23 protein-coding genes and 1 pseudogene are annotated in these 23,920 nt (G+C 63.5%); 15 read left to right on the top strand and 9 right to left on the bottom strand.

What is annotated here, in order from left to right; genetic code table 11:
* Positions 1–125: 125 nt before the first annotated feature.
* Positions 126–1,580 (bottom strand): dihydropyrimidinase, encoded by a 1,455-nt coding sequence (gene hydA, locus DS839_RS25990; RefSeq protein WP_119273400.1) that lies wholly within the window; start codon positions 1,578–1,580, stop codon positions 126–128.
* A gap of 81 nt (positions 1,581–1,661) precedes the next feature.
* On the bottom strand, positions 1,662–3,149 hold the full coding sequence (gene xylB, locus DS839_RS25985) for a xylulokinase (RefSeq protein ID WP_368911928.1): 1,488 nt from the start codon (positions 3,147–3,149) through the stop codon (positions 1,662–1,664).
* A gap of 315 nt (positions 3,150–3,464) precedes the next feature.
* Between xylB and DS839_RS25980 the strand changes: the two genes are divergently transcribed.
* The 4 genes from DS839_RS25980 (at position 3,465) to DS839_RS25965 (ending at position 8,530) form a co-directional block, all read left to right on the top strand.
* Positions 3,465–5,111 (top strand): extracellular solute-binding protein, encoded by a 1,647-nt coding sequence (locus DS839_RS25980; RefSeq protein ID WP_119273398.1) that lies wholly within the window; start codon positions 3,465–3,467, stop codon positions 5,109–5,111.
* A gap of 63 nt (positions 5,112–5,174) precedes the next feature.
* Entirely contained in the window at positions 5,175–6,122 is a 948-nt protein-coding gene (locus DS839_RS25975) for a carbohydrate ABC transporter permease (protein ID WP_368911927.1), read from the top strand.
* Entirely contained in the window at positions 6,115–6,975 is an 861-nt protein-coding gene (locus DS839_RS25970) for a carbohydrate ABC transporter permease (protein WP_119273397.1), read from the top strand. Before DS839_RS25975 ends, DS839_RS25970 begins: the two co-directional genes overlap by 8 nt.
* Positions 6,976–6,985: 10 nt before the next feature.
* On the top strand, positions 6,986–8,530 hold the full coding sequence (locus DS839_RS25965; RefSeq protein WP_368911937.1) for an FGGY-family carbohydrate kinase: 1,545 nt from the start codon (positions 6,986–6,988) through the stop codon (positions 8,528–8,530).
* 63 nt (positions 8,531–8,593) lie between these two features.
* Here the strand turns inward: DS839_RS25965 and DS839_RS25960 are convergent, their stop codons facing one another.
* Positions 8,594–9,640: a hypothetical protein gene (locus DS839_RS25960; protein ID WP_119273395.1), complete on the bottom strand. Its 1,047-nt coding sequence runs from the start codon at positions 9,638–9,640 to the stop codon at positions 8,594–8,596.
* A 220-nt stretch (positions 9,641–9,860) separates the two neighbouring features.
* Between DS839_RS25960 and DS839_RS25955 the strand changes: the two genes are divergently transcribed.
* The 3 genes from DS839_RS25955 (at position 9,861) to DS839_RS36680 (ending at position 12,125) form a co-directional block, all read left to right on the top strand.
* Positions 9,861–11,108, top strand: coding sequence for an ADP-dependent glucokinase/phosphofructokinase (locus tag DS839_RS25955; RefSeq protein WP_162918797.1), 1,248 nt, complete (start codon positions 9,861–9,863; stop codon positions 11,106–11,108).
* Entirely contained in the window at positions 11,083–11,898 is an 816-nt protein-coding gene (locus tag DS839_RS25950) for a DeoR/GlpR family DNA-binding transcription regulator (protein ID WP_119273393.1), read from the top strand. The genes DS839_RS25955 and DS839_RS25950 overlap by 26 nt, the downstream gene beginning before the upstream one ends.
* A gap of 68 nt (positions 11,899–11,966) precedes the next feature.
* Positions 11,967–12,125, top strand: coding sequence for a hypothetical protein (locus DS839_RS36680; RefSeq protein ID WP_162918796.1), 159 nt, complete (start codon positions 11,967–11,969; stop codon positions 12,123–12,125).
* 31 nt (positions 12,126–12,156) lie between these two features.
* Here the strand turns inward: DS839_RS36680 and DS839_RS25945 are convergent, their stop codons facing one another.
* The 4 genes and pseudogenes from DS839_RS25945 to DS839_RS25935 all read right to left on the bottom strand — a co-directional run bounded on the left by DS839_RS25945 (position 12,157) and on the right by DS839_RS25935 (position 14,404).
* Positions 12,157–12,768: a DUF1989 domain-containing protein gene (locus DS839_RS25945; RefSeq protein WP_119273392.1), complete on the bottom strand. Its 612-nt coding sequence runs from the start codon at positions 12,766–12,768 to the stop codon at positions 12,157–12,159.
* A gap of 22 nt (positions 12,769–12,790) precedes the next feature.
* Complete coding sequence (locus DS839_RS37045) at positions 12,791–13,177, bottom strand: M20/M25/M40 family metallo-hydrolase (RefSeq protein ID WP_368911936.1); 387 nt, start codon at positions 13,175–13,177, stop codon at positions 12,791–12,793.
* 20 nt (positions 13,178–13,197) lie between these two features.
* Positions 13,198–14,004 (bottom strand): annotated as a pseudogene (locus DS839_RS25940) (hydantoinase/carbamoylase family amidase); the annotation flags it as partial.
* A gap of 25 nt (positions 14,005–14,029) precedes the next feature.
* Positions 14,030–14,404 (bottom strand): RidA family protein, encoded by a 375-nt coding sequence (locus DS839_RS25935; protein WP_119273390.1) that lies wholly within the window; start codon positions 14,402–14,404, stop codon positions 14,030–14,032.
* Positions 14,405–14,562: 158 nt separating this feature from the next.
* On the opposite strand from DS839_RS25935, the gene DS839_RS25930 reads away from it, so the two are divergent.
* The 7 genes from DS839_RS25930 to DS839_RS25900 are packed head-to-tail and all read left to right on the top strand — an operon-like array spanning position 14,563 to position 21,250.
* Complete coding sequence (locus tag DS839_RS25930; RefSeq protein WP_368911926.1) at positions 14,563–15,378, top strand: ABC transporter ATP-binding protein; 816 nt, start codon at positions 14,563–14,565, stop codon at positions 15,376–15,378.
* A gap of 47 nt (positions 15,379–15,425) precedes the next feature.
* On the top strand, positions 15,426–16,196 hold the full coding sequence (locus DS839_RS25925; RefSeq protein WP_368911925.1) for a lysine/arginine/ornithine ABC transporter substrate-binding protein: 771 nt from the start codon (positions 15,426–15,428) through the stop codon (positions 16,194–16,196).
* 18 nt (positions 16,197–16,214) lie between these two features.
* Entirely contained in the window at positions 16,215–16,904 is a 690-nt protein-coding gene (locus DS839_RS25920; RefSeq protein ID WP_119273388.1) for an ABC transporter permease, read from the top strand.
* Between the two features lie 4 nt (positions 16,905–16,908).
* Positions 16,909–17,661, top strand: coding sequence for an ABC transporter permease (locus DS839_RS25915; protein ID WP_368911924.1), 753 nt, complete (start codon positions 16,909–16,911; stop codon positions 17,659–17,661).
* 30 nt (positions 17,662–17,691) lie between these two features.
* A complete protein-coding gene (locus DS839_RS25910) occupies positions 17,692–18,828 on the top strand; it encodes an aminotransferase class V-fold PLP-dependent enzyme (protein ID WP_119273387.1) in 1,137 nt (378 codons plus the stop codon).
* The gene (locus DS839_RS25905) at positions 18,825–19,787 is read left to right on the top strand and encodes a M14 family metallopeptidase (RefSeq protein WP_119273386.1); all 963 of its coding nucleotides are present in this window, start codon (positions 18,825–18,827) and stop codon (positions 19,785–19,787) included. The genes DS839_RS25910 and DS839_RS25905 overlap by 4 nt, the downstream gene beginning before the upstream one ends.
* 17 nt (positions 19,788–19,804) lie before the next feature.
* Positions 19,805–21,250, top strand: a complete 1,446-nt coding sequence (locus tag DS839_RS25900) for a hypothetical protein (RefSeq protein ID WP_119273385.1) — start codon at positions 19,805–19,807, stop codon at positions 21,248–21,250.
* Here the strand turns inward: DS839_RS25900 and DS839_RS25895 are convergent.
* The gene (locus DS839_RS25895; protein ID WP_119273384.1) at positions 21,247–22,194 is read right to left on the bottom strand and encodes a LysR family transcriptional regulator; all 948 of its coding nucleotides are present in this window, start codon (positions 22,192–22,194) and stop codon (positions 21,247–21,249) included. The genes DS839_RS25900 and DS839_RS25895 overlap by 4 nt on opposite strands.
* A gap of 183 nt (positions 22,195–22,377) precedes the next feature.
* Between DS839_RS25895 and DS839_RS25890 the strand changes: the two genes are divergently transcribed.
* The gene (locus tag DS839_RS25890) at positions 22,378–22,959 is read left to right on the top strand and encodes an HdeD family acid-resistance protein (protein ID WP_119273383.1); all 582 of its coding nucleotides are present in this window, start codon (positions 22,378–22,380) and stop codon (positions 22,957–22,959) included.
* Here DS839_RS25890 and DS839_RS25885 read toward each other — a convergent pair.
* The gene (locus tag DS839_RS25885) at positions 22,956–23,912 is read right to left on the bottom strand and encodes a quinone oxidoreductase family protein (protein ID WP_119273382.1); all 957 of its coding nucleotides are present in this window, start codon (positions 23,910–23,912) and stop codon (positions 22,956–22,958) included. The two genes, DS839_RS25890 and DS839_RS25885, sit on opposite strands and share 4 nt — an antisense overlap.
* Between the last annotated feature and the right edge of the window lie 8 nt (positions 23,913–23,920).

The following is a 23,920-nucleotide window of genomic DNA, read 5'->3' as shown; positions in this document are numbered from 1 at the left end:
GGTGAAAATCCACAGATCCGAAACTAACGCATGATCCGGAAAAGTGGGTACCGGTTTTCCGAAAAGATCATGCGCAAACAAAAAGATAAAGCGCGATGGCGACTCCATGTAAAAGCCATCGCGCTTTAGACCCCGATCGGCATATGCTCGGCCGAGCGCGATATCTTGCGCGGCGCCGTCAATTCCTTCCACACGCTCAGCGCCTTGTGGACCTCATGGAAAGGCTCGCGGCGCACGAACTTGCCGCGGCCGGCGCGCGGCAGGTTGCTGCCGTCGCCCCATACGATCTCGCCGCGCGACAGCGTGTAGCGCGGCAGGCCTTTCACCTCGACGCCTTCGAAGACATTATAGTCGATGATCGATTTCTGGGTCGCGGCCTGGATGGTCTTGCCGGCCTTGGGATCGAAGACCACGATATCGGCATCGGCGCCGGGCAGGATCGCCCCCTTCTGCGGATATATATTAAGTATCCGGGCGATGTTGGTGGAAGTGACCGCGACGAACTCGTTGGGCGTCAGGCGACCGGTCAGCACACCCTTGGTCCACAAGACCGACAAGCGGTCTTCGAGGCCGCCCGTGCCGTTCGGGATCTTGGTGAAGTCTTTTACGCCGAACTGCTTCTGCTCGGTGGTGAAGGCGCAGTGATCGGTCGCGACGACCTGCAGCGAGCCCGCCGCGAGCCCGGCCCACAGGCTGTCCTGATGCGACTTGTCGCGGAAGGGCGGGCTCATCACCCGGCGCGCCGCATGGTTCCATTCCTTGTTGAAATATTCGCTCTCATCGAGGGTCAGATGCTGCACCAGGGGCTCGCCATAGACCCGCATGCCCTTCTGGCGCGCCCGCCGGATCGCCTCATGCGCCTGCTCGGACGAGGTGTGGACGATATAGACCGGAACGCCCGCCGCGTCGGCGATCATGATGGCGCGATTGGTGGCCTCGCCCTCGACCTCGGGCGGGCGCGAATAGGCATGGGCCTCGGGCCCCGAAATGCCGAGCGCCAGATATTTCTGCTGCAGGGCCGCGATGACATCGCCATTCTCGGCATGGACCAGAGGCAGGGCGCCGAGCTCGGCGCAGCGCGAGAAGGAGGCGTACATCTCATCGTCATTCACCATCAAGGCGCCCTTATAGGCCATGAAATGCTTGAAGGTGTTGACGCCGCGCTTCACCACCTTCGCCATGTCGTTGAAGATGTCCTTCGACCAGCCGGTGATGCATACATGGAAGGAATAGTCCGAGGCCGCCTGGCGCGCCGCCCGCTCCTCCCATTGATCCAGAGCGTGAAGCAATCCCTCCTTGCCCGGGATGACGAAGTCGACGACCAAAGTCGTGCCGCCGGAAAGTGCGGCCAGCGTGCCGCTCTCCCAGGTTTCCGCCGTGGTCGTTCCCATGAAGGGCATTTCGAGATGAGTATGCGGGTCGATGCCGCCCGGCATGATATAGGCGCCTTCCGCATCGACCGTCTTGGCGCCTTTCAGATTGCTGCCGATGGCGGCGATCTTCTCGCCCTCGATCAACACATCGGCCTTGTAGCTGCGGTCGGCGGCTACGATCGTGCCGCCCCTGATCACGGTGGACATGGTTGCAACTCCCTGGCAGCGGACTCTTGGCGATGTTCTTTAGTTCTGAAGCATTTTGTCAAGCTGTATTCAGGATGGCTCCTATGCGCCCGACACTGACGGCCAGACCGGCTTCAGCGCTTTATATAATGTGCGGAAAGCCTCGATGCGCGGCCGATAGGCTTCGCACAGAGCCGCGTCGGGCGTGATGACGTCGCGTATGGGCGGCGGAACGACGACCCTCTGTGCATCCTCATTCGTCACCGCCAGGCGCGCAAGACGCGCCGCCCCATAGGCCGGTCCGCGATCGGACGCCTCGAAGCGCACCAGGCTCAAATCGAGGATCGAGGCGATGAGCTTGGCCCAGAAGGCCGAGCGGGCGCCGCCGCCAATGAGAGCGACACTCTTTGGCCGCGCCGAGGCGGCGGCGAGCACATCGAGACCGTCGGCGAGCGAAAAGGCGACACCTTCGAGAATGGCCTGGACCACGTCGGCGCGGGTCGTCGAATAGGTCATGCCGATGATCGCGGCGCGGGCGAGAGGGTCGTTATGCGGCGTACGCTCGCCATAGAGATAGGGCAGCGCCAGAAGAGAGGACGGCCCGTTGAAGCCGGCCTCGGCTTCGGCGAGCAGGGTTGCGACATCGCGCGTGCCCGACCAGCGGGCGAAGACCGAAAGCGGGCTCGCCCCGTTCAACAGCGCCGCCATGCGGAACCAGCGATCCGGCAAGGCATGGCAGAAAGCATGGACCAGCCGGCCGGGATCGGGCTGGTGCGCGGTGTCGGCAAGAAAGATCTGCGCCGAGGTGCCGAGGGATATGAAGCCGTCACCCGGATTGACGATGCCGGCGCCGATGCCGCCCGCCGCGACATCCCCTGCCCCGGCGGCGATCACCACCTTGCGCGAGAGACCCCAGCGGGCGGCCAAATCCGCCTTCACCAGGCCGCTCGGCGCGCGCGACTCCGTCAGCGCCGGCAACAGCGACCTGTCGATGCCGCAGGCCGCGAGCGCCCGATCGGACCATCGGCGACGGCCCTCGTCGAGGAGCCAGGCACCCGCCGCATCAGTGACCTCGGTCACCTTCTCGCCCGAGAGTTTCAGGCGGATGAAATCCTTGGCGAGAAGCAGCGTGCGCGTGCGGCGCGCCGCATCGGGCTCATTGCGTGTGAGCCAGAGGAATTTGGGACCGGTGAAGCCCGGCATCGGCAGGACGCCCGTCTCGCATTGGAGATCGAGGCCCAATTGCGCGAGCTCGGCTGCCTCCTTGGTCGAGCGCCCGTCATTCCACAGGATCGCCGGGCGCACCGGCTCGTCTTTCTCATCGAGGAAGACGGCAGAGTGCATCTGGCCGGAAAGACCAAGGCCTGCGACCGCCGCCATGGGCCGCGGATGGTCGCGCGCCAGTTCATCGAGCCCGCTTGCGACCGCCTGCCACCATTTCTCCGGATCGTCTTCCGACCAGAGCGGCTTGGGCTGGACCGGCGCCAGCGGCCGCTCGGCCGTCGCCAGAATAGTCTGATCGGCATCGACGATGACGAATTTGACGGCGGACGTGCCGATATCGATGCCGAGATACATATGCTGCCCCACCCGCCTGCTCTTAACCCTTTATGCGATCGTCGCGGACGAAGCCGAGCGCCTTGCGGGCCGTTGAATTGTCGCGTTGACGTTATTGCATGATCCGACTTTGGTCGAGATGCATCATTATTGGGCAGCGGCTGTTCGATCATTTGCTCTCGGTCCAAATGATCGAAAAGTCACGGCAATTTTCGCTGCGGTGCACCCGTCATTCGTCATACAAAATCGTCAGTGGACGGTTGTGCTTTCTTCTCAAGAATGTATGCTCGCCTCGTCAGATCAAGCCAGAGTGCGCCCGCACAACTGGTAAAATGGGAGGAGTGAACGATGCATCCACTGAAGTGGTCGCTTTTTGCTTTACCCGCTTTGGCGCTGTTCGCGGCGCCGGCATCAGCCGGACAGAATGTCGAATGGAAGGATGACGGCACCGTCCTCCTCAAGCTCGGCGAGGCCTATAATAATCAAGTGATCACCACGACCCGCGAGGAGCTCGGATCCGAATTCGGCCCCGACAAGCAGCCCTTCAAGGACGTGACCGTCACGGTGACCGTCAATGGCGCCGGCCCCAAGGGCGGCATCAGCGGCCCGCTCCATCAGTTCCGCCCGATCTGGGAAGAGCTGTCGGGCGGCAAGGTCAATATCGTCGAGCTGCCTTTCGCCGAGCACTACACCAAGATGATGCTCGATCTCAGGAACGGCACCGGACAATATGATGCCTTCATGGTCGGCGCTTTCTGGTACGGCGATATCGTGCCGGCGGGCTACGCCTATGCCATCGACGACCTGCAGAAGTCGGGCAAATATCCGAAATGGACCTATGACGACATGCCGCCCTCGCTCAAGGCGCTGCATCAATGGAAGGGCGTGGGCTACGGCGTGCTGAACGACGGCGACGGCCAGGTCCTCTATTACCGCTCCGACATGCTCGGCAATGCCGAGCACCAGGCGGCGTTCAAGAAGGAATATGGCTACGACCTGCCGAACCCGCCGCAGACCTGGCAGCAATTGCTCGACATCTCGAAATACTTCAATGGCAAGAACTGGGATGCGACCGATGCCGAGCCGGACAGCGGCACGGTGCTGCATCTGAAGGTCGGCGAGCAAGGGCACTATCACTTCCAGTCGCTGTCCTCGTCCTTCGTCATCAATCCCGGCGACAAGGTCACGCGGACGCAGAATGTCTACTGGTTCGATCCGGAAGACATGAAGCCCCTGATCAACAGCCCGGGCCATCTGAAGGCGCTCGAATTCCTGCAGGAACTGCACAAGACGGGCCCATCGGCGCAAGTCGGCTGGTCGCTCGGCGAAGCCTGGGACTACTTCCTGCGCGGCAAGTCGGTGTTCGTGTTCTCCTGGGGCGATGTCGGCGCTTTGTGCCAGGATGAGAGCCGCTCCAAGATCAAGGGCAAATGCGCCGCGGCGATGATGCCCTCCTCGAATGAATATTACGACTTCGAGAAGAAGGAGTTCGTCAAGCTCGACAAGCCGCGTCTCGTCGGCAACACCACCGGCGGCTCATGGCATGGCGTGGTCTCGAACTTCTCCGCCAATCCGGAAGCGACCTATTCGTTCCTGTCGCTGATGGCGATCCGGCCCGTCTCCAAGCTCATGGCGACGGTCGGCTGGGACGGCGTCGATCCGGGCTTCTCCTACCAGTTCCTGGAGGCGGATGGCGGCACGGCGAAGATCGAAGACTATGTGAAGGCGGGTTGGGCCGAGAATGACGCGAAGACCTATACCCATGCCTATCACGAGGTCTTCTACGCGCCGACCATGCTCACCTATCTGCGCATCCCGGGTTCCTTCGAATATTGGGACATCCTCGACAAGAACCTGTCGGCGGCGATGAGCGGCGGCAAGAACGCCAAGCAGGCGCTCGACGACACGGCGACGGCCTGGGAAGGCGTCACCGACCGCATCGGGCGCGACAAGCAGAAGGCCGACTATCAGGCGGCCATCGGCTATACGCCGTAACAGTCCGGACCAGCAGCGGGAGCGGCTTTCGCCGCTCCCGCCTTCATCCTCACAGTAGCAGCGATGCGTTGGACCGGAAAAATCCGACTCCTTTTCCTTGCCCCGGCGGTCATCTGGGTGCTCGCCTTCACCGTCTTCCCGCTCGGCTATTCGCTCTATCTCGCCTTCTACAAGATCGAGCAGAAGGTCGAGGTGAAGCGCGAGAAGCAGCCGATGCTCGATGCGGAAGGCAAGCCGATGCTCGACGATGCCGGCCAGCCGCGCACCAAGAATGTCGTGATCAAGGACCAGGTGAATATCGCGACCTTCATCGGCATCGACAATTTCAAGCGCATGTTCGGCGATCCGCAAGTGGGCGAGGCGATCCGCGTCACCTTGCTCTTCGTCCTCATCGCCGTGCCGCTCGAGCTCGCGCTCGGCTTCCTGCTCGCCATATTGTTCAACCAGCACCTCTTCGGGCGGCCGGTCTTGCGCGCGGCGATGATTCTGCCGATTTTCGCCACCCCGCTTGCGGTCGGCTATACGTTCTTCACCATCTTCTACGAGGTCGGCGGCCCCCTCGCCTGGACCGGCATACCGTTCCTTTCCAATCCGACAGGCGCCCTGTTCTCGGTCATCCTGGTCGATATCTGGCAGTGGACGCCCTTCTGCTTCCTGGTGTTCCTGGCGGCCCTCCAGGGCGTTCCGGAGGAGCTCTATGAGGCGGCGCGCGTCGATGGCGCGAGCCCGTGGGACATGCTGCGCGAGATCATGCTGCCGCTCCTCGTCCCGACGATCATCATCGTCCTTCTCTTGCGCTTCGCCGAATCGCTCAAGCTCTTCGACATCCCCTTCTCGATGACGGGCGGCGGGCCCGGTGTGGCGACGCAGCCCTTCTCGCTGCTCGCTTTCCGCACCGGCTTGCGCTTCTTCGACTTGGGTTACGCCAGCGCCATGGCCTATGCGCTCCTCATCGTCGTCATGGTCATCATCACATTGTTCTTCCGGCGCCTCAGGGTGAATTATGGCTGAGCGGCTGCCCAAATCCAGATCCCATCTCGGCGAGGCCGTCTCGTCGGTTATCGCCATCACCGTAGCGCTGATCTTCATCTTCCCGCTCTATTGGGCCTTCTCGCAATCCCTGCGCAACCCGCTCGACACGTTCACCGTTGCGGGCCTCGGCATCCCCTGGATCAACTTCACACCGACGCTCGCCAATTGGACCGACCAGCTCGGCACGCCGGAAACGGCGATGTCGCTCTATAACAGCACCGTCATCGCGATCTCGGCAGCCCTTCTCGCTTTGCTCTTGGGCACGCCCGCGGCCTATGCCATTGCCCGCTTCCGCTTCGAGCGCTGGAAGAACCACGACATCGCCATCTGGTTCCTGTCGCAGCGCGTGCTGCCGCCGGTCGCGACCGTGATTCCCTTCTATCTCACCATGCGCTATCTGGGCCTGCTCGACACGAAATTCGCGCTCGTCCTCATCAATGCCACCTTCGTTCTGCCCTATGTGGTGGTGATCCTGCGCCAGACCTTCCTCGATCTCCCGGTCGAGCTCGAGGAAGCGGCCCTCATCGACGGTGCCGGCCACTGGGGCGCCTTCTGGCGCATCGCCTTGCCGCTCGCCGCCCCTTCCATGGCGGCCGCCGGCCTCATCATCTTCGCCTTCACCTGGAACGAGTTCCTGTTCGCCGTCTCGATCGGCAGCAACACCGCCATCACGGTGCCGGTCCACATCGCCGGCGCCATCGATACGCGCGGCGTGCAGTTCTGGTTCATGGGGGTCAGGGCCATGACCGCCATCATCCCGCCCGTCATCATCGCGCTCATCGCCCAGCGCTATATCGTGCGCGGGCTGACGCTCGGCGCCGTCCGGGGCTGACCGCTTGGGCGTGCCCGGCGGCAAGGCCCCCTTGCTGGCGAGCCTCGATCTCGGCACCGGCCGCGTCCGCGCCGTCGCCATCGATCTCAAGGGCCGCATCCTGGCCGAGGCCGCCCTGCCCACGCCGACGCATTTCCCGCAAGCCGGATGGGCCGAATATCATCCGCAGGAGCTCTGGCAGACCGTCGCCGAAGTCTTGTCGCGGCTCACCCAAGCCGCCAAGGCCCATGGCACCATCCGGGGTTTTGCCACCGGCAGCATGGGCGAGGCGGGCGTCCTCATCGACAAAGCTGGCCTGGAGCTCGGCCCCATCATCGCCTGGTATTGCGGCCGCACCGTCGGCGATGGCGAGATGCTGCGCGAGCGGCTCGGCGATGAGCTCATCTTCAGGACCAGCGGGGTCACCGCCTCCCACAGTTTCAGCCTTGCCAAGATCCTGTGGTGGCGGCGCACCCATCCGGAAATCTTCGCCAGGGCACGCACCTGGCTCAATATGGCGGATTGGGTCGCCTTCCGCCTGACCGGCGAGGCGCGCACCGATTATACGCTTGCGTCCCGCACCAATGCGCTCGACCTCGAGCGCGGCACATGGGCGGACGATCTCCTGCGCAAGCTCGATATCGATCCTTCGCTCTTCGCGCCGCTCGTCGGCAATGGCGCGATGGTAGGCCGCGTGCACAAGGCCGCTGCCGCGGAGACCGGACTGCCGGAGGGCTTGGCCGTGTCGGGCGGCGGGCATGACCATGTCATCAGCACCGTCGCGGCCGACACCAACGCGCCCGGCATATTGCTCGACAGCATGGGCACCGCCGAGGGCCTGATCCTCGCGAATGACCGTCCCATCTTCCATGACCTCCTGCGCCAGGGCGGCAATCAGCAAAGCCTGCTCCATCTCGGCACGCCCCGCTATGCGCTCATGTGCGGGCTCACCACCTCGGGCGGCGCCATCGAATGGTTCCGCCAGCAGACGGGCGGCGAAAGCTATGACAGCCTGATCGCGCAAGCCGAGAAGCTTCCGCCCGGCAGCAACGGTCTCGTCTTCCTGCCGCAGTTGCGCGGCGGCGATCAGCCCTATCCCAATCCCCATGCGCGCGGCGCCTTCATCGGCATCACCGGCGACAGCGGGGCGGGTGCCCTGTTCCGCAGCGTGCTCGAAGGCCTCTGCCTCTATACCCGCCTCGAGCTCGATTATCTGAGCGCGGTACCGGGCGTCAATGCGATTACCCGCATCCGCGTCATCGGCGGGGGTACCCGCAACGACCTCATGATGAAGATCAAGGCCAGCGTCTATGGCCGGCCGCTCGAAGTGACACCGCTCAGCGAGGCGACCTGCCTCAGCGCCGCGATATTGGGCGGACTGGGTGCCGGCGTCTTCTCTTCCATCGAGGAAGCGCAGAAAGAGATGACGGAAGGGCTGGGCAAGGTCAGGATCGTCGAGCCTGAGCCTTCATGGATGGAGCGCTATGAAGAGCTTTATCGCACCGTCTATGCAAAGCTGCCGCCGACGCTCACCGCCACCCATGACGCGCTCGCGGCGTTTCGTGACCGCACATGACAAAAAGAAGCGCCGGGCGGTCAGACCCGGCGCAGTCCAGGGAGTACTCGCACTTCTTCTTGATTAAGCGGCCTTGAGCATCGCCTTCTTGAGCGGCTCTTCGGTCACGACCCGATCCTCCTCGAGCGAGCGGAAAGGCTTGAGCCCCAGCTTCTGCAATTCGCCGTGATAGGCGCGCACCGCCTCATCGGGCGAGAGCGTGCCGTCGGTGACCTGGCGCATGAAAGTGAGGATTTTCAGCGGCGCTTCCGCCTGGTTGATCTTGCGGCCGAACAGCGCCACGCGGGCACCATAGCGCTCGGCCTGATGCAGCAATTCGAAGGTGTCGCGGTTGGTGCCGGTGCCGCCGCCGAGGATGCCGATGACCAGGCTCGGATCATAGGTTGCGAGCTCTTCCAGCGCCTTGGGGCCGTTATAGACGATCTTCAGGAATTGCGGCCGGTCCGCCTTCATGACGGCGGCGAGGCAGCGCAGGATGCAGTCATTGATATATTCGCCGAGATGCTCGCGCTCCATGGTGTGCGGCACATTCGGATTGAACACTTCGAGGAAATACTTGAAGCCGTTGGCGGCCGCCTCCTGGCGGAAGGCGGCAAAGGCTTCGAGCGTGCGCAGATCGGCATCGACGTCGTTCATCATGGTGATGGAATAGAGGCCGAGATCGGTGCCGTAGATCTTCCTGGCACCCTTGACCGGCGCCGTCGCATTGTACATCACCCGCGGAATGCTCGCGGTGCGGAAGGGGCGCGAGGCCTCCTTGTGATAGGTGCCGTGGCGGATGAGCCCCCAGCAATCGGTCGTGTCATTGGCGCGGATCGCGGGTTTCACCTTGCTCTTCTTGAAGACGCCCCGCTCATGCAGCAATTCGAGATTGGAGGCCGAGACCAGCATGACATCGACGATGCCCTGCTTCACGATGGCCTCGATGTCGTCGAGGAATTCGACACGGGTCTTGCCCCTGAGACGCGTGCCGTCGGGGCCGCGCTTGGGGGCGGCGCCGAGAACGCCCGCACCCATGTCGCCATCCTTGGCATCGGCGATGATGAAATCCGAGCGCTTGTATTTGCCGGCTCTTATGCGCGCCAGTTTTTCATCCAGCTTCGTCGTCATGTCCCATCTCCAAGGTGCCGATGGGCTTCCATATCACCCGAGGCAGAAATGAGCAATAAATATCAACAGATTCCAACATCTATCACCTGGAAAATCGCGTTGTTATGTATCGTATTGAAATAGCTACATAAATAGCGAGGCAAATCTTCCAAAATGTTTCAATCTGTTGACAGATGTTTGAATATGATCCTCTATGCCCGGCCAGGGAGATTCACCACCCGTGACGGATTGGAACGGCCATTATCAGGAGCTCATCGGGGACATTCCCCGCATCGCCGCGACGGCCCCGCTCATGCTCTTCGGCCTCAGCGCCTGTGTCGACGCCCGCCTCCTGGCGCATGAGCTCGGACCGCTTTTTGCGCCCGACGCACCGCTGCAAGCGCGGAGTTTCGGCGAGATGGTGAAGGACCGCGCCCGGCGCGGCATTGGCGGCGAAGTGCGGGTCGACTGGCCGGAAGGCCCGGCCTGGCTCGCGCAGCATGTGCCCATCACTTACGCGCTCGGCGGCACGGGTCCGCAAGCGGCCTGGTCATTGGCGGCGATCGGCGCTCCCGCCTTGATCGCGCTCGAAGACCGTAGCGCCCATAAGCTCGCGCAGGTCCATCCCGACATATTGATCGCCGAGGCCGGCCAAGCCCGGCGTGCCGCCGAGATCGTTCCTCGCGGCCTAAGGCAGCCCGAGATCTTCATCATCGAATATACTGCGGGCCGGGCGATCGGCGATGTCACGCCGCAACGCTCGTCGCGCATCATCGTGCGCTTCCACGATCCGGGCCTCGAGCATGACGTGCAATTCGATGAGCTCAGCGTGAAGCTTGCGCCCCGGGCCGGCGCAGGATTGATCTCGGGTTTCAACTCCATCCCCTATGAGAAGATCGACCCTGAGATCGCCCCCGTGCGGCGCATGGTCGAGCACTGGCGCGCCGCAGGCGTCCCCACGGTCCATCTCGAGCTCGCAGGCTATGACACGCCCAGCCATCGCGACCGGGTGATCGACCGGCTCAAGGGCGCCATCACCTCGCTCGGCATGAGCCATTCCGAATTCATCCAACTGACGCCGGAAACGCCCGATCTCGCCGAGAGCATGTGCGCGCTCGGCGCGAAGCTCGATCTCGACCGCGTCTGCGTGCATGCCGATCACTGGGCGGCCTCCGTCACGCGCGACGATCCGGAGGAGGAACGCCGCGCCCTGTTGATGGGCTGTCTTCTCGCCGGCACCAGGGCGGCTCATGGCGTTCCGGCCTATCCCCGGAGCATCGCTGCGCAGGCGACCTTCACCGACCCGCCCTTCCCCACTTTCGCGCGGCTCGGCGCCTGGTCCTTCGTGTCCTGCGCCGCGCCGCATCTCGCCCATCCCAAGGCGACCGTCGGCCTCGGCGACAGCTTTACCGGCGGTTGCCTTCTGATGCTGGGCCTTAGGATCATGGCTACAGGATTATCCCATGGAAACACCGTCGAAGCGGGTTGAGATCATCCCGGCCAAGCGCCGCGCCATGATTCTCGAGCGCCTGCGCCGCGACGGGGCCGCCTCGATCCTCGAGCTCGCCGAAGCGATCGGCGCTTCGGCCTCGACGATAAGGCGCGATCTCGAGCAATTGACCGAGGGCGGCTATCTCGAGCGCACCCATGGCGGCGCGCTGTTCGTGCCGCCGCTGCAGGCGACCTTCGAGCACGAGCCCTCCCTCAACGCGCAGCTCCAGCACCGCCAGAAGCGCGCCATCGGCGCGCTCGCCGCCTTGCGCATCAATCCGCGCGAAAGCGTCATCTTCGACACCGGCTCGACCGTGCTCGAGGCGGTGCGCGCCGCGGCCGAGCGCCAGATCCCGCTGACCGCGGTCACCAACAGTATCGAAGCTGCGAGCCTCTGCGCCGCGTGCCCGTCCTGGCGGGTGATCGTGCCCGGCGGCACGGTGCGTCAAGGCGCGCAAATGATGGTCGGCGAACCGGGCCAGGGCTTCTTCGGCACCATCCATGCCGATCTCTGCCTCGTCGGCGCCTATGCCATCACCGGGCGCATCCTCACCGATGCCTCGCTCGAAGTCGCCGCTCTCAAGCGTGCCATGATCCGCTCGGCCCGGCGCGCCATTCTGCTCGTCGACAGCACGAAGTTTCGCGCGCCCTCCTTCTCGGCCTTCTGCGACATCTCGGCGATCTCGGAAGTCATCACCGACGACGGGGCCGATGAAGAGCAGCTGGCGGCGCTCCGCGTCCTCAACGTCAAGGTAACTGTCGCCCATACTGGCGGCAATGACGAGTAGCTTCGCCGCCCTCTGCATGCCATATGTGGTTGGCCGCATCATCAGCCATGGCGCGCGAAAGAAAAGTTATGAAGAAGGCAACATCTAAGGAGCTGACGCCCGAGCAACGAACGGAACTCAAGCCGCTCGCGGCACTGCCCGATGAGGCCATCGATACATCAGATGCTCCGGAACTTCTCGACTGGTCAAATCCCAAGCGTGGTCACTTTTATCGGTCCCTCAAGTAACAACTGACCTTCGAGCGCGACGATCGAGGGCTTAGCTGGCCCGCTTGATCTCGATGACGAAGTCGCGCGGACTCCCGTCGCCGCCATTTGTCGGATAGCAATCATCCGGACAGGCCGAGACGATGATGGTGGCATCGCGGCGCATGCCCAAGGTGACGCGGCCTTCGGGAATATAGGGCGGACGCGCATATTCGATGGTGCCGTCCTCCTTCACCTTGGCGCGCATGAACAGGTTCCAGGGCGAGGGCACGAAGGGAATGGAAAGGCCCGCGGACTTGACCGCCGTCCAGAAATTGCCCGCACAGCTTGGATGATCGGCGGACCGTCCGAACTTCCGGTACATTTCGGGATTGCAGGGCGCGATCAGCGTGTCATGCAAGCCGCCGGTCGTGTCCGCTCGATAATCGATGACCGGTACATAAAGATTCGAGATCAGGACATCGCCCGGCGCAAAATAGATCTTGCCCAGAACCTCGCGGCAATGTTCGAGCGAGAGATATTCCTGGCGCGCGGATTCAGGCAGGCACCAGAAATCGACGACCTGCGTGCCGCTCACATTGACGATCGCGACTTCATCGCCTTCGCCGACCGCCACGGCCGCGCCGCGGCCGGCGAGAACGGTCACCTTGTCCGATTTGCTCATGGCTTGGCTTATAGTGATGCGGCTAGGCGCGGGTCAATCGCGCGAGGCCTTCCGTCAGCACGGCAACCGCCTGGCTGATGGCATCAGGCGGCGAGCTTTCTTCCGGACAGTGGCTGCGGCCGCCGGTGCTTTGCACGAACACCATGCCGGTGGGGCAGGCGGTCGCGAAAAGCTGCGCGTCATGGCCGGCGCCCGAGGCCAGATCATGGACCTCGATGCCCAAGCCTTCGGCGCAGGAATGGAGCAGCGCCTGCATGTCGCGATCCATCGCAGCGGGCTCATCGCGCGACAGCGTCTTCCACTGCGCCGAAACGCCAAGCCTGCGGGTGCAGCCCTCCGCCATGCGCCAGCTCTCTTGCGCGACCGCGCTGAGGATAGCCGGATCGGGATGGCGAAGCTCCTGTTGCACCACCACCCCCGGCCCGGCACGACGTTCAACGCCTTGGGCGTTATGGAGAGCGCGCCGAAATTCAGCCGCAGGGCCGGATCCGCAGCCCGTGCCAGGTCATAGCAGGCCTTGCAGAATTCGACCGCGGCCCGCAGCGCATCCTGGCGCATGTCGAGCGGCGTGGTGCCGGAATGGTCGGGCCGGCCGGTGAAGGCGAATTCCGTCACCTCTATTCCGACGATATTCGTCACGATGCCGACGAAGCGGCCCAGCCGCTCCAGCACCGGACCCTGCTCGATATGCAATTCCACATAGGCATGGAAATCCCTTTTCGAGCGGCGGGCATGCGCGACCTTCGTCGGATCGAGCCCCGCTTCGCGCAGAGCTTCGGTCAGCGACTTGCCTTTGCCGCCAAGTGCGGCCGTGATCTCTTCTGGCGTCACCAGGCCCAGCATGGCGCGCGAGCCGAACAGGCTGAAATATTCGCCTTCCTCATCGGCGAAGGCGATGATCTCGAGCGCCCGGTCGAAGGCATGGCCGCGCGCTTTCAGCCGGCGGAACGCCTCGAGCCCCGCAATCACGCCGAGCGCGCCATCGAGCGCGCCGCCATTCGGCACCGTGTCGATATGCGAGGCTGAGACGACCGCGGGTCCCTGCGGCCCGTGGCGCCCGATGACATTGCCGGCGGCATCGATCCTGACCGCAAGGCCCGCATCCGCCATTCTCTGCAACAGCCAGGCTTGCGCCTCGACGAAAGCGGGAGAGAAGGCCGTGCGGCTGATGCCGCCCGTTCTCTCCGCACCGAAGCGCGCGAGCTCATTCAGGTCGGAAAACAGAGCCTCGGCCATCGCACCATGTCATCGCTGGATTCGCCTATTTGCCAGTATAGGCGATGAAATCCATTTCGACACGGGCCTTGATGGTGAGGCTTGCCGCCAGGCTGACGCGCGCCGGCGGATCTTTGCGGAAATAGCGGGCATAGGCCTCGTTGAAGGCCGCGAAATCTGCTGCATCCGTGAGACAGATATTTACCTTGACGATATCGGCGAGGCTGGCGCCGGCCCGTTTCAGTATGTCGGCGACATCGGCCATGATACGGTCGGTTTCGGCGGCAATACCGCCCTCGACGATGCGGCCGTCCGGACCGAAGCCCACCATCCCTGAGACGAACACGAAATCGCCGGCCCGCACCGCCTCCGACAAGGGAAGGCCCTCAGTGCCGCTTCCCGAAATAACCTGCTTGGCCATGACCGCTCCTCTTCTGACCGCTGATGCCGGGAAAATCCCGCAAATGCCCGCTTCGAGAAACCCTCTCTTCCGGAAACTTCACTTGACGGTTTTGCGAACGACGGGCGCGCCGCTTCCGTCGGAGCATGCCGGCAATGTGTTCGGAAGGTTCACGCCCGGTGTTCGATCAAAGGACGGCAATAGAGCTCAGCCAGGCCCGGCATGACGGCAGGCCCAAGCTCGAGATCCGTGAGCTCCACAAATCCTTCGGCAGCCTCGAGGTGCTGAAAGGCGTCTCGCTCTCGGCCCATGAGCATGACGTCATCTCGATCCTTGGTGCCAGCGGATCGGGCAAGAGCACACTTCTACGCTGCGTCAATTTCCTCGAGGCGCCGACGCAAGGCACGATCGCTCTCAATGGCGAGCCGATCCGGACCAGGCTCAGTCCCGATGGCGATCAATATCCCGCCGATCCGAAGCAGATCCAGCGCATGCGCGCCAAGCTGGCGATGGTCTTCCAGAGCTTCAACCTATGGTCCTATATGACCGTGCTCGAGAATGTCATCGAGGCCCCGGTCCATGTGCTGGGCATCGACCGGGCGCCGGCGATCGCCCAGGCCGAGGCCCTGCTCGACAAGGTCGGCCTCTATGACCGCAAGGACACCTATCCGGCCTTCCTGTCGGGCGGCCAGCAGCAGCGCGCCGCCATTGCGCGCGCGCTTGCCATGGAGCCCGAGGTGCTTCTGTTCGACGAGCCGACCTCGGCCTTGGACCCTGAGCTCGTCGGCGAGGTGCTCACCATCATCCGCGCCCTGGCCGAGGAAGGGCGGACGATGATCATCGTCACCCATGAGATGGGCTTTGCGCGCGAAGCCTCGAGCCGCGTCATTTTCCTGCGCCAAGGCGAGATCGAAGAGGAAGGCGATCCCAAGAGCGTCATGACGCGCCCGGCCTCGTCGCATTTCCAGCGCTTTCTCGCCCGCGCCCATGGGTGAGCCGTTCGAATGATTTCGATGACAACAAAACAGGAGGAGACTCGAAAATGAAACGACAATGTCTGATGCTCGCGGCGGCCGCCGCCCTGCTCATGACGAGCATGATGGCCAAGGCCGAGGACACGATCCGCTTCGCCACCGAAGGTGCCTATCCGCCCTTCAACGAGCGCGGCCCCGACGGCGCGCTGATCGGCTTCGAGATCGATCTCGGCCAGGCGCTGTGCGACAAGATCAAGCGCAAATGCGAGTTCCTGGCGCAGGACTGGGACGGCATGATCCCGGGGCTGCTTGCCAACAAATATGACGGCATCTTCGCCTCGATGGCCATCACCGAGGAAAGAAAGAAGAAGATCGATTTTACCAACAAATATTATCAGACCGGCGGTGCCTTCGTGGCGCGCAAGGGCACGAGCCTCGATGTCAGCGACAAGAAGCTCGGCGGCAAGGTGATCGGCACAATTCCCGGCACCACCCAATGCTATCTGGAGAAGACCTTCCCCGACGCCACCATCCGCGTCTATGAGACGGCGGACTCGCTCTATCTCGATCTCGTTTCAGGGCGGATCGATGCGGCGCTGTCGGATGCCATCGCCATTGATTTCGGCCTGCTCAAGACCGAGCGCGGCAAGGACATGGCTTTCGCCTCCGAGATCTACACCGATCGCGAATGTTTCGGCGAAGGTGTCGGCATCGGCATGCGCAAGGAAGATGCGGAACTGCGCGAGGCCTTCAACAAGGCGATCGCCGAGGTCCGCGCCGACGGCACCTATGACACGATCGCCAAGAAATATTTCGCCTACGACATCTACGGCAAGTAACGGCTCTCGACGCCTGCCATGGACGCGGTCCTGCAATTCTCGCCCTTCGTTCTGTCGGGCTTGCGGATAACGGTGGCCTTGAGCCTGTTGTCGCTCCTGGTCGCCGTTACCCTGGGGCTTTTGGGCGCCTGGGCGAAACTGTCCTCGTCCAGGGCGGCGCGGCGGATCGCCGAATTCTACACGACGCTGGTGCGCGGCGTGCCCGACCTCGTCCTCATGCTGCTGCTCTATTTCGGCGGGCAGATGGCCCTGAACCGGATCGGCGCCGTGACCGGCCTGTGGCGGCATTGGGAGCTCAATGCCTTCACCGCCGGGATTCTCGCGATCGGCTTCATCTTCGGCTCCTATATGACGGAGACCTTCCGCGGCGCGGCACTTGCCATCCCGCGCGGCCAGATCGAGGCCGGCATTGCGGGCGGCATGAGCCGCAGCGTGCTTTTCCGGCGCATCATCTGGCCGCAGCTCGTGCGCTACGCGCTGCCGAGCTTCACCAATATCTGGCTCACGCTGATGAAGACGACGGCGCTGGTCTCGGTGATCGGCCTCGAGGACCTCGTCTATAATGGCTATGCCGCGGGCAAGGCGACGCAAATGCCCTTCACCTTCATGTTCGTCGTGCTCATGACCTATCTGGTCCTGACCGCGATCTCGGATGTGGGCCTGAGATGGCTCGACCGGCGCTACAGCGCGCATCTGAGGAAGGCCTGACGCCATGATGCTCGCCGATATCATCGCCGACCTCACCAGCTTCAGCGAGACCTGGTCGCCGGTCGACTTCATGCTGGCGGCAAAGCATCTCGACCTGTTCCTGCTGGGCTTGAGGAACACGATCATCCTTCTCATCGGGCCCTTGTGCCTCGCCTCTCTCATCGCCATTCCGCTGGCGGCCGCACGCGCCAACAGGGTGCCTGTCGCGAGCCCGCTGATCTTCGCCTATACCTATCTCTTCCGCGGCACGCCGCTGCTGGTCCAGCTCTATCTTCTCTATTACGGCGCGGCGCAGTTCTCCTTCATCCGCGACTCGGCTCTATGGATCATCCTGCGCGAGGCCTGGTGGTGCGTGTTCATCTCCTTCACTCTGTGCTCGACCGCCTATGTGACCGAGATCCTGCGCGGCGCCATCGAGGCGGTGCCGCCAGGCGAGATCGAGGCCGCCAAAGCCTGCGGCATGAGCCCCTTCACTCTGTTCCGCCGCATCGTGCTGCCGAGCGCGCTCCGGCGCGCGCTGCCCGCCTTCTCGAATGAGGTGATCTTCTCACTCCACGCGACGGTCATCGCCAGCACCGTCACCATCATCGACATCCTCGGCGCCGCCCGCCAGTTCAACAACAAATACTATCTCGGCTTCGACGGCTTCATTATCGCCGCCCTCCTCTATATGGCGCTCGTCTTCATCATCAATCGCGGCTTCAAATTCTGGGAAAGCAAATGGCACCGTCATCTGCCGCACCAGCGCGCCGCTTGAGCCATCTCACAAACAGAAAGGTCACTCTTCATGCAACGCCTTGGTACCATCGACGTCTTTCCGCCGGCCGAAAACTTCGTCTATATGGACGCGGCCTCGGTCGGGCTCACCCATAAGGGTGCCGCGGCGGCGATCAATCGCTGGCAGCAGGCGCTGGCGGATGAAGGCACCATCGCCTTTGACGAAGAGGACGAGGTCGAATGCCTCGACAATCTCAACAACGCCGCGGCCCGCTTGTTCAACGCCCGGCCGGAAGACATCGCCACCGCCTCGAGCGAGACGGTGCTCATGGCATCGCTCGCCTGGGCCGTCATGCCGCCCAGGGGCTCGACCATCGTCGCCACCGAGACCACCCATCCGAGCACGGTCTATCCGTGGATGCGCGCCGCCGAGGCGACCGGCGCCAAGATGCGCTGGGTGCCTGCCGACAATCTCTATATCGATCCTGACCGTCTCGAAGCGGCTATCGATGACTCGACATCGGTCGTCTGCCTGTCGCATGTCGAATATGGCACCGGCCAGGTCTTCGATCTCGCCCGCTTCGCCAAGAAGGCGCACCAGCATGGCGCGATTTGCGTGGTCGACGTCACGCAGTCGGCCGGCCAGGTGCCGATCGACATCGCTGCGACGGGCATCGATGCGGCGGCGGCCTCCACCTATAAATGGCTATGCGGGCCCTTCGGCACCGGCTTCATGTATATTTCGCCCGCGTTGCAGAAGCTCAATCCCGGCATCATCGGCTGGCGCACGCATAAGGACATGTGGGATTTCCAGGCCAATCGCCTGGAAATGCCCGAAAATGCCAAGCGCTATGAATTCGGCACAATGGCCTATGGTACCGCGCTCGGTGCCACCGAGGCGATGAACTACCTCCTCGATCACTCGATCGAGAAGATCCGCGTCCATAACCGCCACATCGCCGATCGCCTGATGGCCGGCCTTCTCGAGCTCGGCGCCGAGGTTCTGTCGCCGAAAAAGGCTGAGGAACGCTCGGCCACGATCGCGGCGCGCCTCCCCGGCAAGAACAGCAAGGATTTCGCCCGCACCCTCAAGGCGAACAATGTCATCGCCTCCTTGCGGCGCGATTTCATCCGCTTCTCGCCGCATCTCTATAACAATGCCGACGACATCGACCGCGGCCTTGCCGCGATCAAGGCGGTGCTGTGAGCGCTTCGATCGACATCGATCTCGACGCGCCGGGCCGGCAAGTAGGCCTTGTCAGCATCGACTCCGCTTCTGTGCCCATCTGCTCCTTCGCCCATGGCGACGGTCCGACCCTCGTGCTCACCGCCGGCGTCCATGGCGATGAATACGAAGGCCAGGTGGCGCTGGCGGAACTGGCGCGCGAGCTCGATGTCAACGACATTCGGGGCCGGGTCATCATCATGCCCATGGTGAATGGCCCGGCCTGCCGCGCGGGCACGCGCCCCACGCCGGTCGACGGTCTCAATCTCAACCGCGCCTTTCCCGGCAAGGCCGACGGCAGCTTCACCTCAAGGCTTGCACATTTCATCGAGACCGAGCTCTATGCCAGGGCCGATTATGCCGCCGACTTCCATGGCGGCGGCGCCATCCTGCATTTCCTGCCCGCGACCCTTTTCGTGGTGACGGGTGATGCCGAAGGCGATCAGCGCCGGCAGGATCTCGCAGCCGCATTCGGTGCTCGCTACTGCATGCTGTTCGGCGCCAAGACCATGGGTGTCGAGGTCGGCATCGAATCGGCCATGCTCAGGCAGAAGGTTATCGGCATCGCCGGCGAATATGGCGGCTCGGCGGAGATCTCCGCCGATGCCTTGGCGCTCTGCCGGGAAGGGCTGCGGCGGCTGCTGACTCATCTCGGCATCATCGCGACGCCGGCGCCGGAGCTTCGACAGCCGGAGCTCATCGATGTGCGCCCCGATGATTGTTATGTCATCGCCGAAAGCGAAGGCGTGTTCGAGCCTCTGGTGCGGCTCGGCGATGCCGTACGGTCCGGCGTGCCCGTCGCGCGCCTGCATCGGCCTGACCGGCCGGACGAGCTGCCGCTTTCCCTCCCTGCGCGATGCGACGGCCTGGTCATGGCGCGCCGGTCGCTCGCCAAATCGTCCCCGGGCGACTGGCTCTTCATCATCGGCCGGCCCGCCTGAAGAAAGGATCTTGTCCCATGCATCGGCATGAATGGTACCAGGCGCTTTTCGAGAAGATCCCTGAGATCGAGCGCGAGGCTAGGGCCTATGGCGAGAGCATCGGCCTCGCGCGCTTTGCCGGCGGGATCGCGCTCTATTCCGGCATGTCGTCGCGCCCGGCGCCCCTGCCCGATTACGTGCTCGAAGCGATCGTCGCCGCCAATCGCGAACCCGTCGGCAGCGTGAAGTCGATCGAGGACCGGATCCGCAGCCTCATCAAGAATGCCTATGGCGATGGGTTCGACTGCGCCGTCGTCAACACCTGCGAGGCGGGCTTGCGCGTCGCCATCGAAACGCTGGTGGCCCCACCCATCCTGCGCCGGGGCGATGCCCGCCGCGCCGCCATGCTGTTCCCCTATGGCGAGGATTGCGACTGGGGTGCCGCCTATGGCCGGCCCTTCCCGCCCAAATACAAGAATGTCGCGATCGACCGCAGCGTCAGCGCCGGCGAGCTCGGCATGGAAGCCAAAAGCCTGTGCGATCTCGACACCTTGTTCGTGCCCTTCGCCAATGCGCGCTACGAGGTGCATGGCATAAGGCAGAACATCGTGCCCTTCCTGCTCGACGTCGATGCGCAAGAGACGATCACCGCCTTGGAGCGGATGGCGGCCCGCCATGGCGCCAGCCTCGCCGGTCTCCATGTCATCGGCTATGACACGCCGGGCTATGGCTACCATGAACGCGACGCCGAAGGACGCGCCGTGCTCATGCGCCGGTTCGGTGATCTGGCGCGCCATTACGACATTCCCTTCATCGTCGATTCTGCGAGCGCCCTGCCGATCATCGGCAGCGGCCCCGCCGAGCTCAATGCCGATGTCCAGCTCTGGAGCCTCGACAAGATCGCCCGCGCCCCGACCGCCGGGCTGATCGTCGGCCGGGAGGACGCCATGCTGCCGATCCGCAAGGGCCTCGGCCTTGCCGGCGACCGCTTCGGCAATGTCTCCTCTCATGGCAAGGCGGTGTTCTCGGCCTTCGATCCGGGGCGGACCGCGCTTGCGGGCGTGCTCGCGGCGCTCACCATGCTTCATGAGGAACCCGAGCGCATCCGCCGGCCGATCGACCAGCTTCATGACATCGTCTGCCGGCATTTCGCGGCGATATCCTGCTTCGCCGGCGATTTCGTCATCACCAAGTCCTATCATCTCGGCGGCACCGAGGTGAATTATCTCAAGAGCTGGGACGGAGGCGAAAAAGGCATCCCGATCTTCACGCTGGAAGACCTCTATGCCGAGACCAATCCGATCGGACGCGCTCTGTCGGCGATGGGTGTGCAGCCGCCGCCGATCTATGCCGGCGAGATGATGATCACGCCCGGGGCCGGACTTCTGGACGACAAAGGCGAGTTGATCGCCGAGAAGGCGGAACTCGCGGTTCAGGGCCTCGTCAGATCGATCGAGATCGTCTGCCGCCACGCCGGGCTTTAGCCGGCCGCTCCCGCGTCATCCTTCTTCTTCCGCGCCTTGACGATCGACAGGAAGCTGCGCACCATCGGATTGGCCAAGGACGAGCGGTTGGCTTTTACCGCGATCCGCGTCGTCTTCATGATTTCTTGCGGCCGGATCGGCCGGATGAGGCCCCGCACCTCCCAGCTCTTGGCGTAATGCGCCGGCAGGAACCCGATATGGGTTCCGGCGAGAACCAGGAACAGGATGCCTTCCGTCTGATGCGACGTGGCCGCGGAACGCAAGCCCAGCTTGGCGATCATCCGGTTCTCGGCGGCCGAATAGCCATGCTGGACGAGGGCATATTTCGACAGAGCCTCGTCCTTGAGCTCGCTGTCGGCGACGGCGAAAGCTTCATGCCCGGCGCCGCAATAGAGATAGCTTGTTTCGACCGAGATCGGCGTCGTCAGAGCGCGCACCGACCCCTCACCGGCGACCGAGACGCCAATATGGAGACGACGCTCCTCCACGGCGCGGTCGATCTCGCTCTCGGTGCCCACCATCATATTGAGCCTGATCGCCGGGTTGGCCTTCGAATAGTCCGACAGGATCTCGCGCAAAGGCGTCGCCTCGTCGGTGACGAGCGAGTCGATGAAGCCGATATAGAACTCGCCGATCAGCTCGGCGTGGAAGGCGTTGATGCGCGAGCGGAATTCCTCGAAGGAGACGAGAAGCTGGGAGATCGCCTCATAGACGACCTTGCCCTCCTCGGTCAGCGCGAAGCCGCCGCGGCCTCTCTCGCACAGCCTGACGCCGAGCCTGATTTCGAGATCGCTGACATGCTTGCTGATCGCCGATTTGGTGAGGCCGATCTCGGCCTCGGCGGCGGAAAAGCCGCCGCAATCCACCACCACGCGAAACACGCGTAGCAGTTTCAACTCAAAATCGGTGAATTGCCCGGCAAACAGGCGATGCGGCCAGCTCATCTTAAACCCAAATATTTCTCTGTCTATTCAATAGCTTATTCCTGTTCGTGAATAAACCGAGTCAATTGCGCGGCAAGCGAATTTCGACGGGCGGCGCTTGCGCCGAATCTCGCGCCATGAAACATTTGTGGGCTAAGCGGCGAACTCGGATTTGGATGCTAGCTCAACAAGGAGGAGTGCATCATGGCCCAGGAAACAGCTCTCAGGCCTGCCTTACCCGGACTGCATGCTCTCGCCAAGAACTGGTGGCTTTTGCTTCTGCGCGGCATCGCCGGCATCATCTTCGGCGTGCTGGCCTTCGTCTGGCCGGGCATCACGCTCCTGACGCTCATCATCTTCTACGGCGCCTATGCGCTGGTCGACGGCATCTTCGCCATCGCGGCCGCCATACGCGGCGGCGAAGCGCAGTCGCGCTGGTGGCTGATCCTGATCGGGATCCTCGGTATCGCGGCCGGCCTCCTCACCTTCCTGTGGCCGGGCCTCACCGCGCTCGCGCTGGCGATGTTCATCGGCGTCTGGTCGCTGATCCACGGCATTTTCGAGATCGTCGGCGCCATCAAGATCCGCAAGGAGATCGACAATGAGTGGTGGCTCATCCTGTCGGGGGCACTCTCGGTGCTCTTCGGCCTGGTGATGCTGCTGATGCCGGGTGCCGGCGCCCTGGCGCTCGTCTGGGTCATCGGCGCTTATTCGATCATCTTCGGGGTGCTCTTCGTCGCCTTCGCCTTCCGGCTGAAGAAGCACAGCCACGAGACTAAGACCTAAGGAACGAGAACGACCTTACCCATCGACCGGCGCGCATCGATCAGGCGATGCGCTTCGCTTGCCTGATCGAGCGGAAAGCTCGCGCCGGGCGGGATTCTCAATCCGCCGGATACGGCAAAGTCGAAGAGATGAGCGAGATCGGCTTTGACCGTCTCCGGCGCGAGCAGCGGCAGGAGCGCAAATCCCTTAAGCGCTTGATTGCGGGCGAACATCGCCTCCAGCGCGCCCTTGCCCAGCGCGGTCCGGCCCAACGCCCCGAACAGCAGCTCGCCTTGCGGCGCCAGGGCCTTCAGGCACGCTTCGGTCAGTTCACCGCCGACGAAATCATAGATGACATCGGCATGCACGGCCTCCGCCCAGCCGGGATGAGTGTAGTTCGCGCCGTCATCGGCGCCTAGCGTGCGGGCGAGATCGAGCTTCTCTTCCGTCCCGGCGGCGGCGATCACGCGACGGGCGCCCGACCGCTTGGCAAGCTGCACCAGCACTGACCCGACGCCTCCCGCGGCGGCCGTCACCAGCACCGTCTTTCCCTTGGGGTCGCTGCGCCGCACGGCATGCAAGGCGGTCAGGCCCTGCACCATCAAGGCGACGGCCGTCTCGAAGGAGAGAGCCTCGGGAAGAGGTACGATGCTCCTTGCGTCGACGGCGATATGATCGGCATAGCCGCCGCCCGGCCGGTTGAAGGCAAAGAGCGGCACCGCGACACGACTGCCGGGCCTCACCTCCACGCCGCTGCCTGCCTCCTCCACGACGCCCGCGACCTCGACGCCGAAGATCATCGGCAGATCCGGCGTCACCGCATAGCGGTCCTGGCGCATCAGGGTCTCGAAGAAATTGACGCCCGCCGCCCGGATGCGGATGAGCACCTCGCCCGCCTTGGGAACCGGCTTCGGCATCTCGATCAGCTCCAGGACCTCAGGTCCGCCGAAGCGGCTCAGTTGGATCGCCCGCATGGATCATC

The organism is Taklimakanibacter deserti, from assembly GCA_003574785.1.
This window is presented reverse-complemented; position numbering and strand designations above follow the sequence as displayed.

What these genes read in the sequence shown, in the direction of transcription:
- hydA (WP_119273400.1), bottom strand. Translation starts at nt 1,580, where the DNA reads ATGTCCACCGTGATCAGGGGCGGCACGATCGTAGCCGCCGACCGCAGC.
- DS839_RS25980 (WP_119273398.1), top strand. Translation starts at nt 3,465, where the DNA reads ATGCATCCACTGAAGTGGTCGCTTTTTGCTTTACCCGCTTTGGCGCTG.
- DS839_RS25975 (WP_368911927.1), top strand. Translation starts at nt 5,175, where the DNA reads ATGCGTTGGACCGGAAAAATCCGACTCCTTTTCCTTGCCCCGGCGGTC.
- DS839_RS25970 (WP_119273397.1), top strand. Translation starts at nt 6,115, where the DNA reads ATGGCTGAGCGGCTGCCCAAATCCAGATCCCATCTCGGCGAGGCCGTC.
- DS839_RS25960 (WP_119273395.1), bottom strand. Translation starts at nt 9,640, where the DNA reads ATGACGACGAAGCTGGATGAAAAACTGGCGCGCATAAGAGCCGGCAAA.
- DS839_RS25950 (WP_119273393.1), top strand. Translation starts at nt 11,083, where the DNA reads ATGGAAACACCGTCGAAGCGGGTTGAGATCATCCCGGCCAAGCGCCGC.
- DS839_RS36680 (WP_162918796.1), top strand. Translation starts at nt 11,967, where the DNA reads ATGAAGAAGGCAACATCTAAGGAGCTGACGCCCGAGCAACGAACGGAA.
- DS839_RS25945 (WP_119273392.1), bottom strand. Translation starts at nt 12,768, where the DNA reads ATGAGCAAATCGGACAAGGTGACCGTTCTCGCCGGCCGCGGCGCGGCC.
- DS839_RS25935 (WP_119273390.1), bottom strand. Translation starts at nt 14,404, where the DNA reads ATGGCCAAGCAGGTTATTTCGGGAAGCGGCACTGAGGGCCTTCCCTTG.
- DS839_RS25925 (WP_368911925.1), top strand. Translation starts at nt 15,426, where the DNA reads ATGAAACGACAATGTCTGATGCTCGCGGCGGCCGCCGCCCTGCTCATG.
- DS839_RS25920 (WP_119273388.1), top strand. Translation starts at nt 16,215, where the DNA reads ATGGACGCGGTCCTGCAATTCTCGCCCTTCGTTCTGTCGGGCTTGCGG.
- DS839_RS25915 (WP_368911924.1), top strand. Translation starts at nt 16,909, where the DNA reads ATGATGCTCGCCGATATCATCGCCGACCTCACCAGCTTCAGCGAGACC.
- DS839_RS25910 (WP_119273387.1), top strand. Translation starts at nt 17,692, where the DNA reads ATGCAACGCCTTGGTACCATCGACGTCTTTCCGCCGGCCGAAAACTTC.
- DS839_RS25900 (WP_119273385.1), top strand. Translation starts at nt 19,805, where the DNA reads ATGCATCGGCATGAATGGTACCAGGCGCTTTTCGAGAAGATCCCTGAG.
- DS839_RS25895 (WP_119273384.1), bottom strand. Translation starts at nt 22,194, where the DNA reads ATGAGCTGGCCGCATCGCCTGTTTGCCGGGCAATTCACCGATTTTGAG.
- DS839_RS25890 (WP_119273383.1), top strand. Translation starts at nt 22,378, where the DNA reads ATGGCCCAGGAAACAGCTCTCAGGCCTGCCTTACCCGGACTGCATGCT.
- DS839_RS25885 (WP_119273382.1), bottom strand. Translation starts at nt 23,912, where the DNA reads ATGCGGGCGATCCAACTGAGCCGCTTCGGCGGACCTGAGGTCCTGGAG.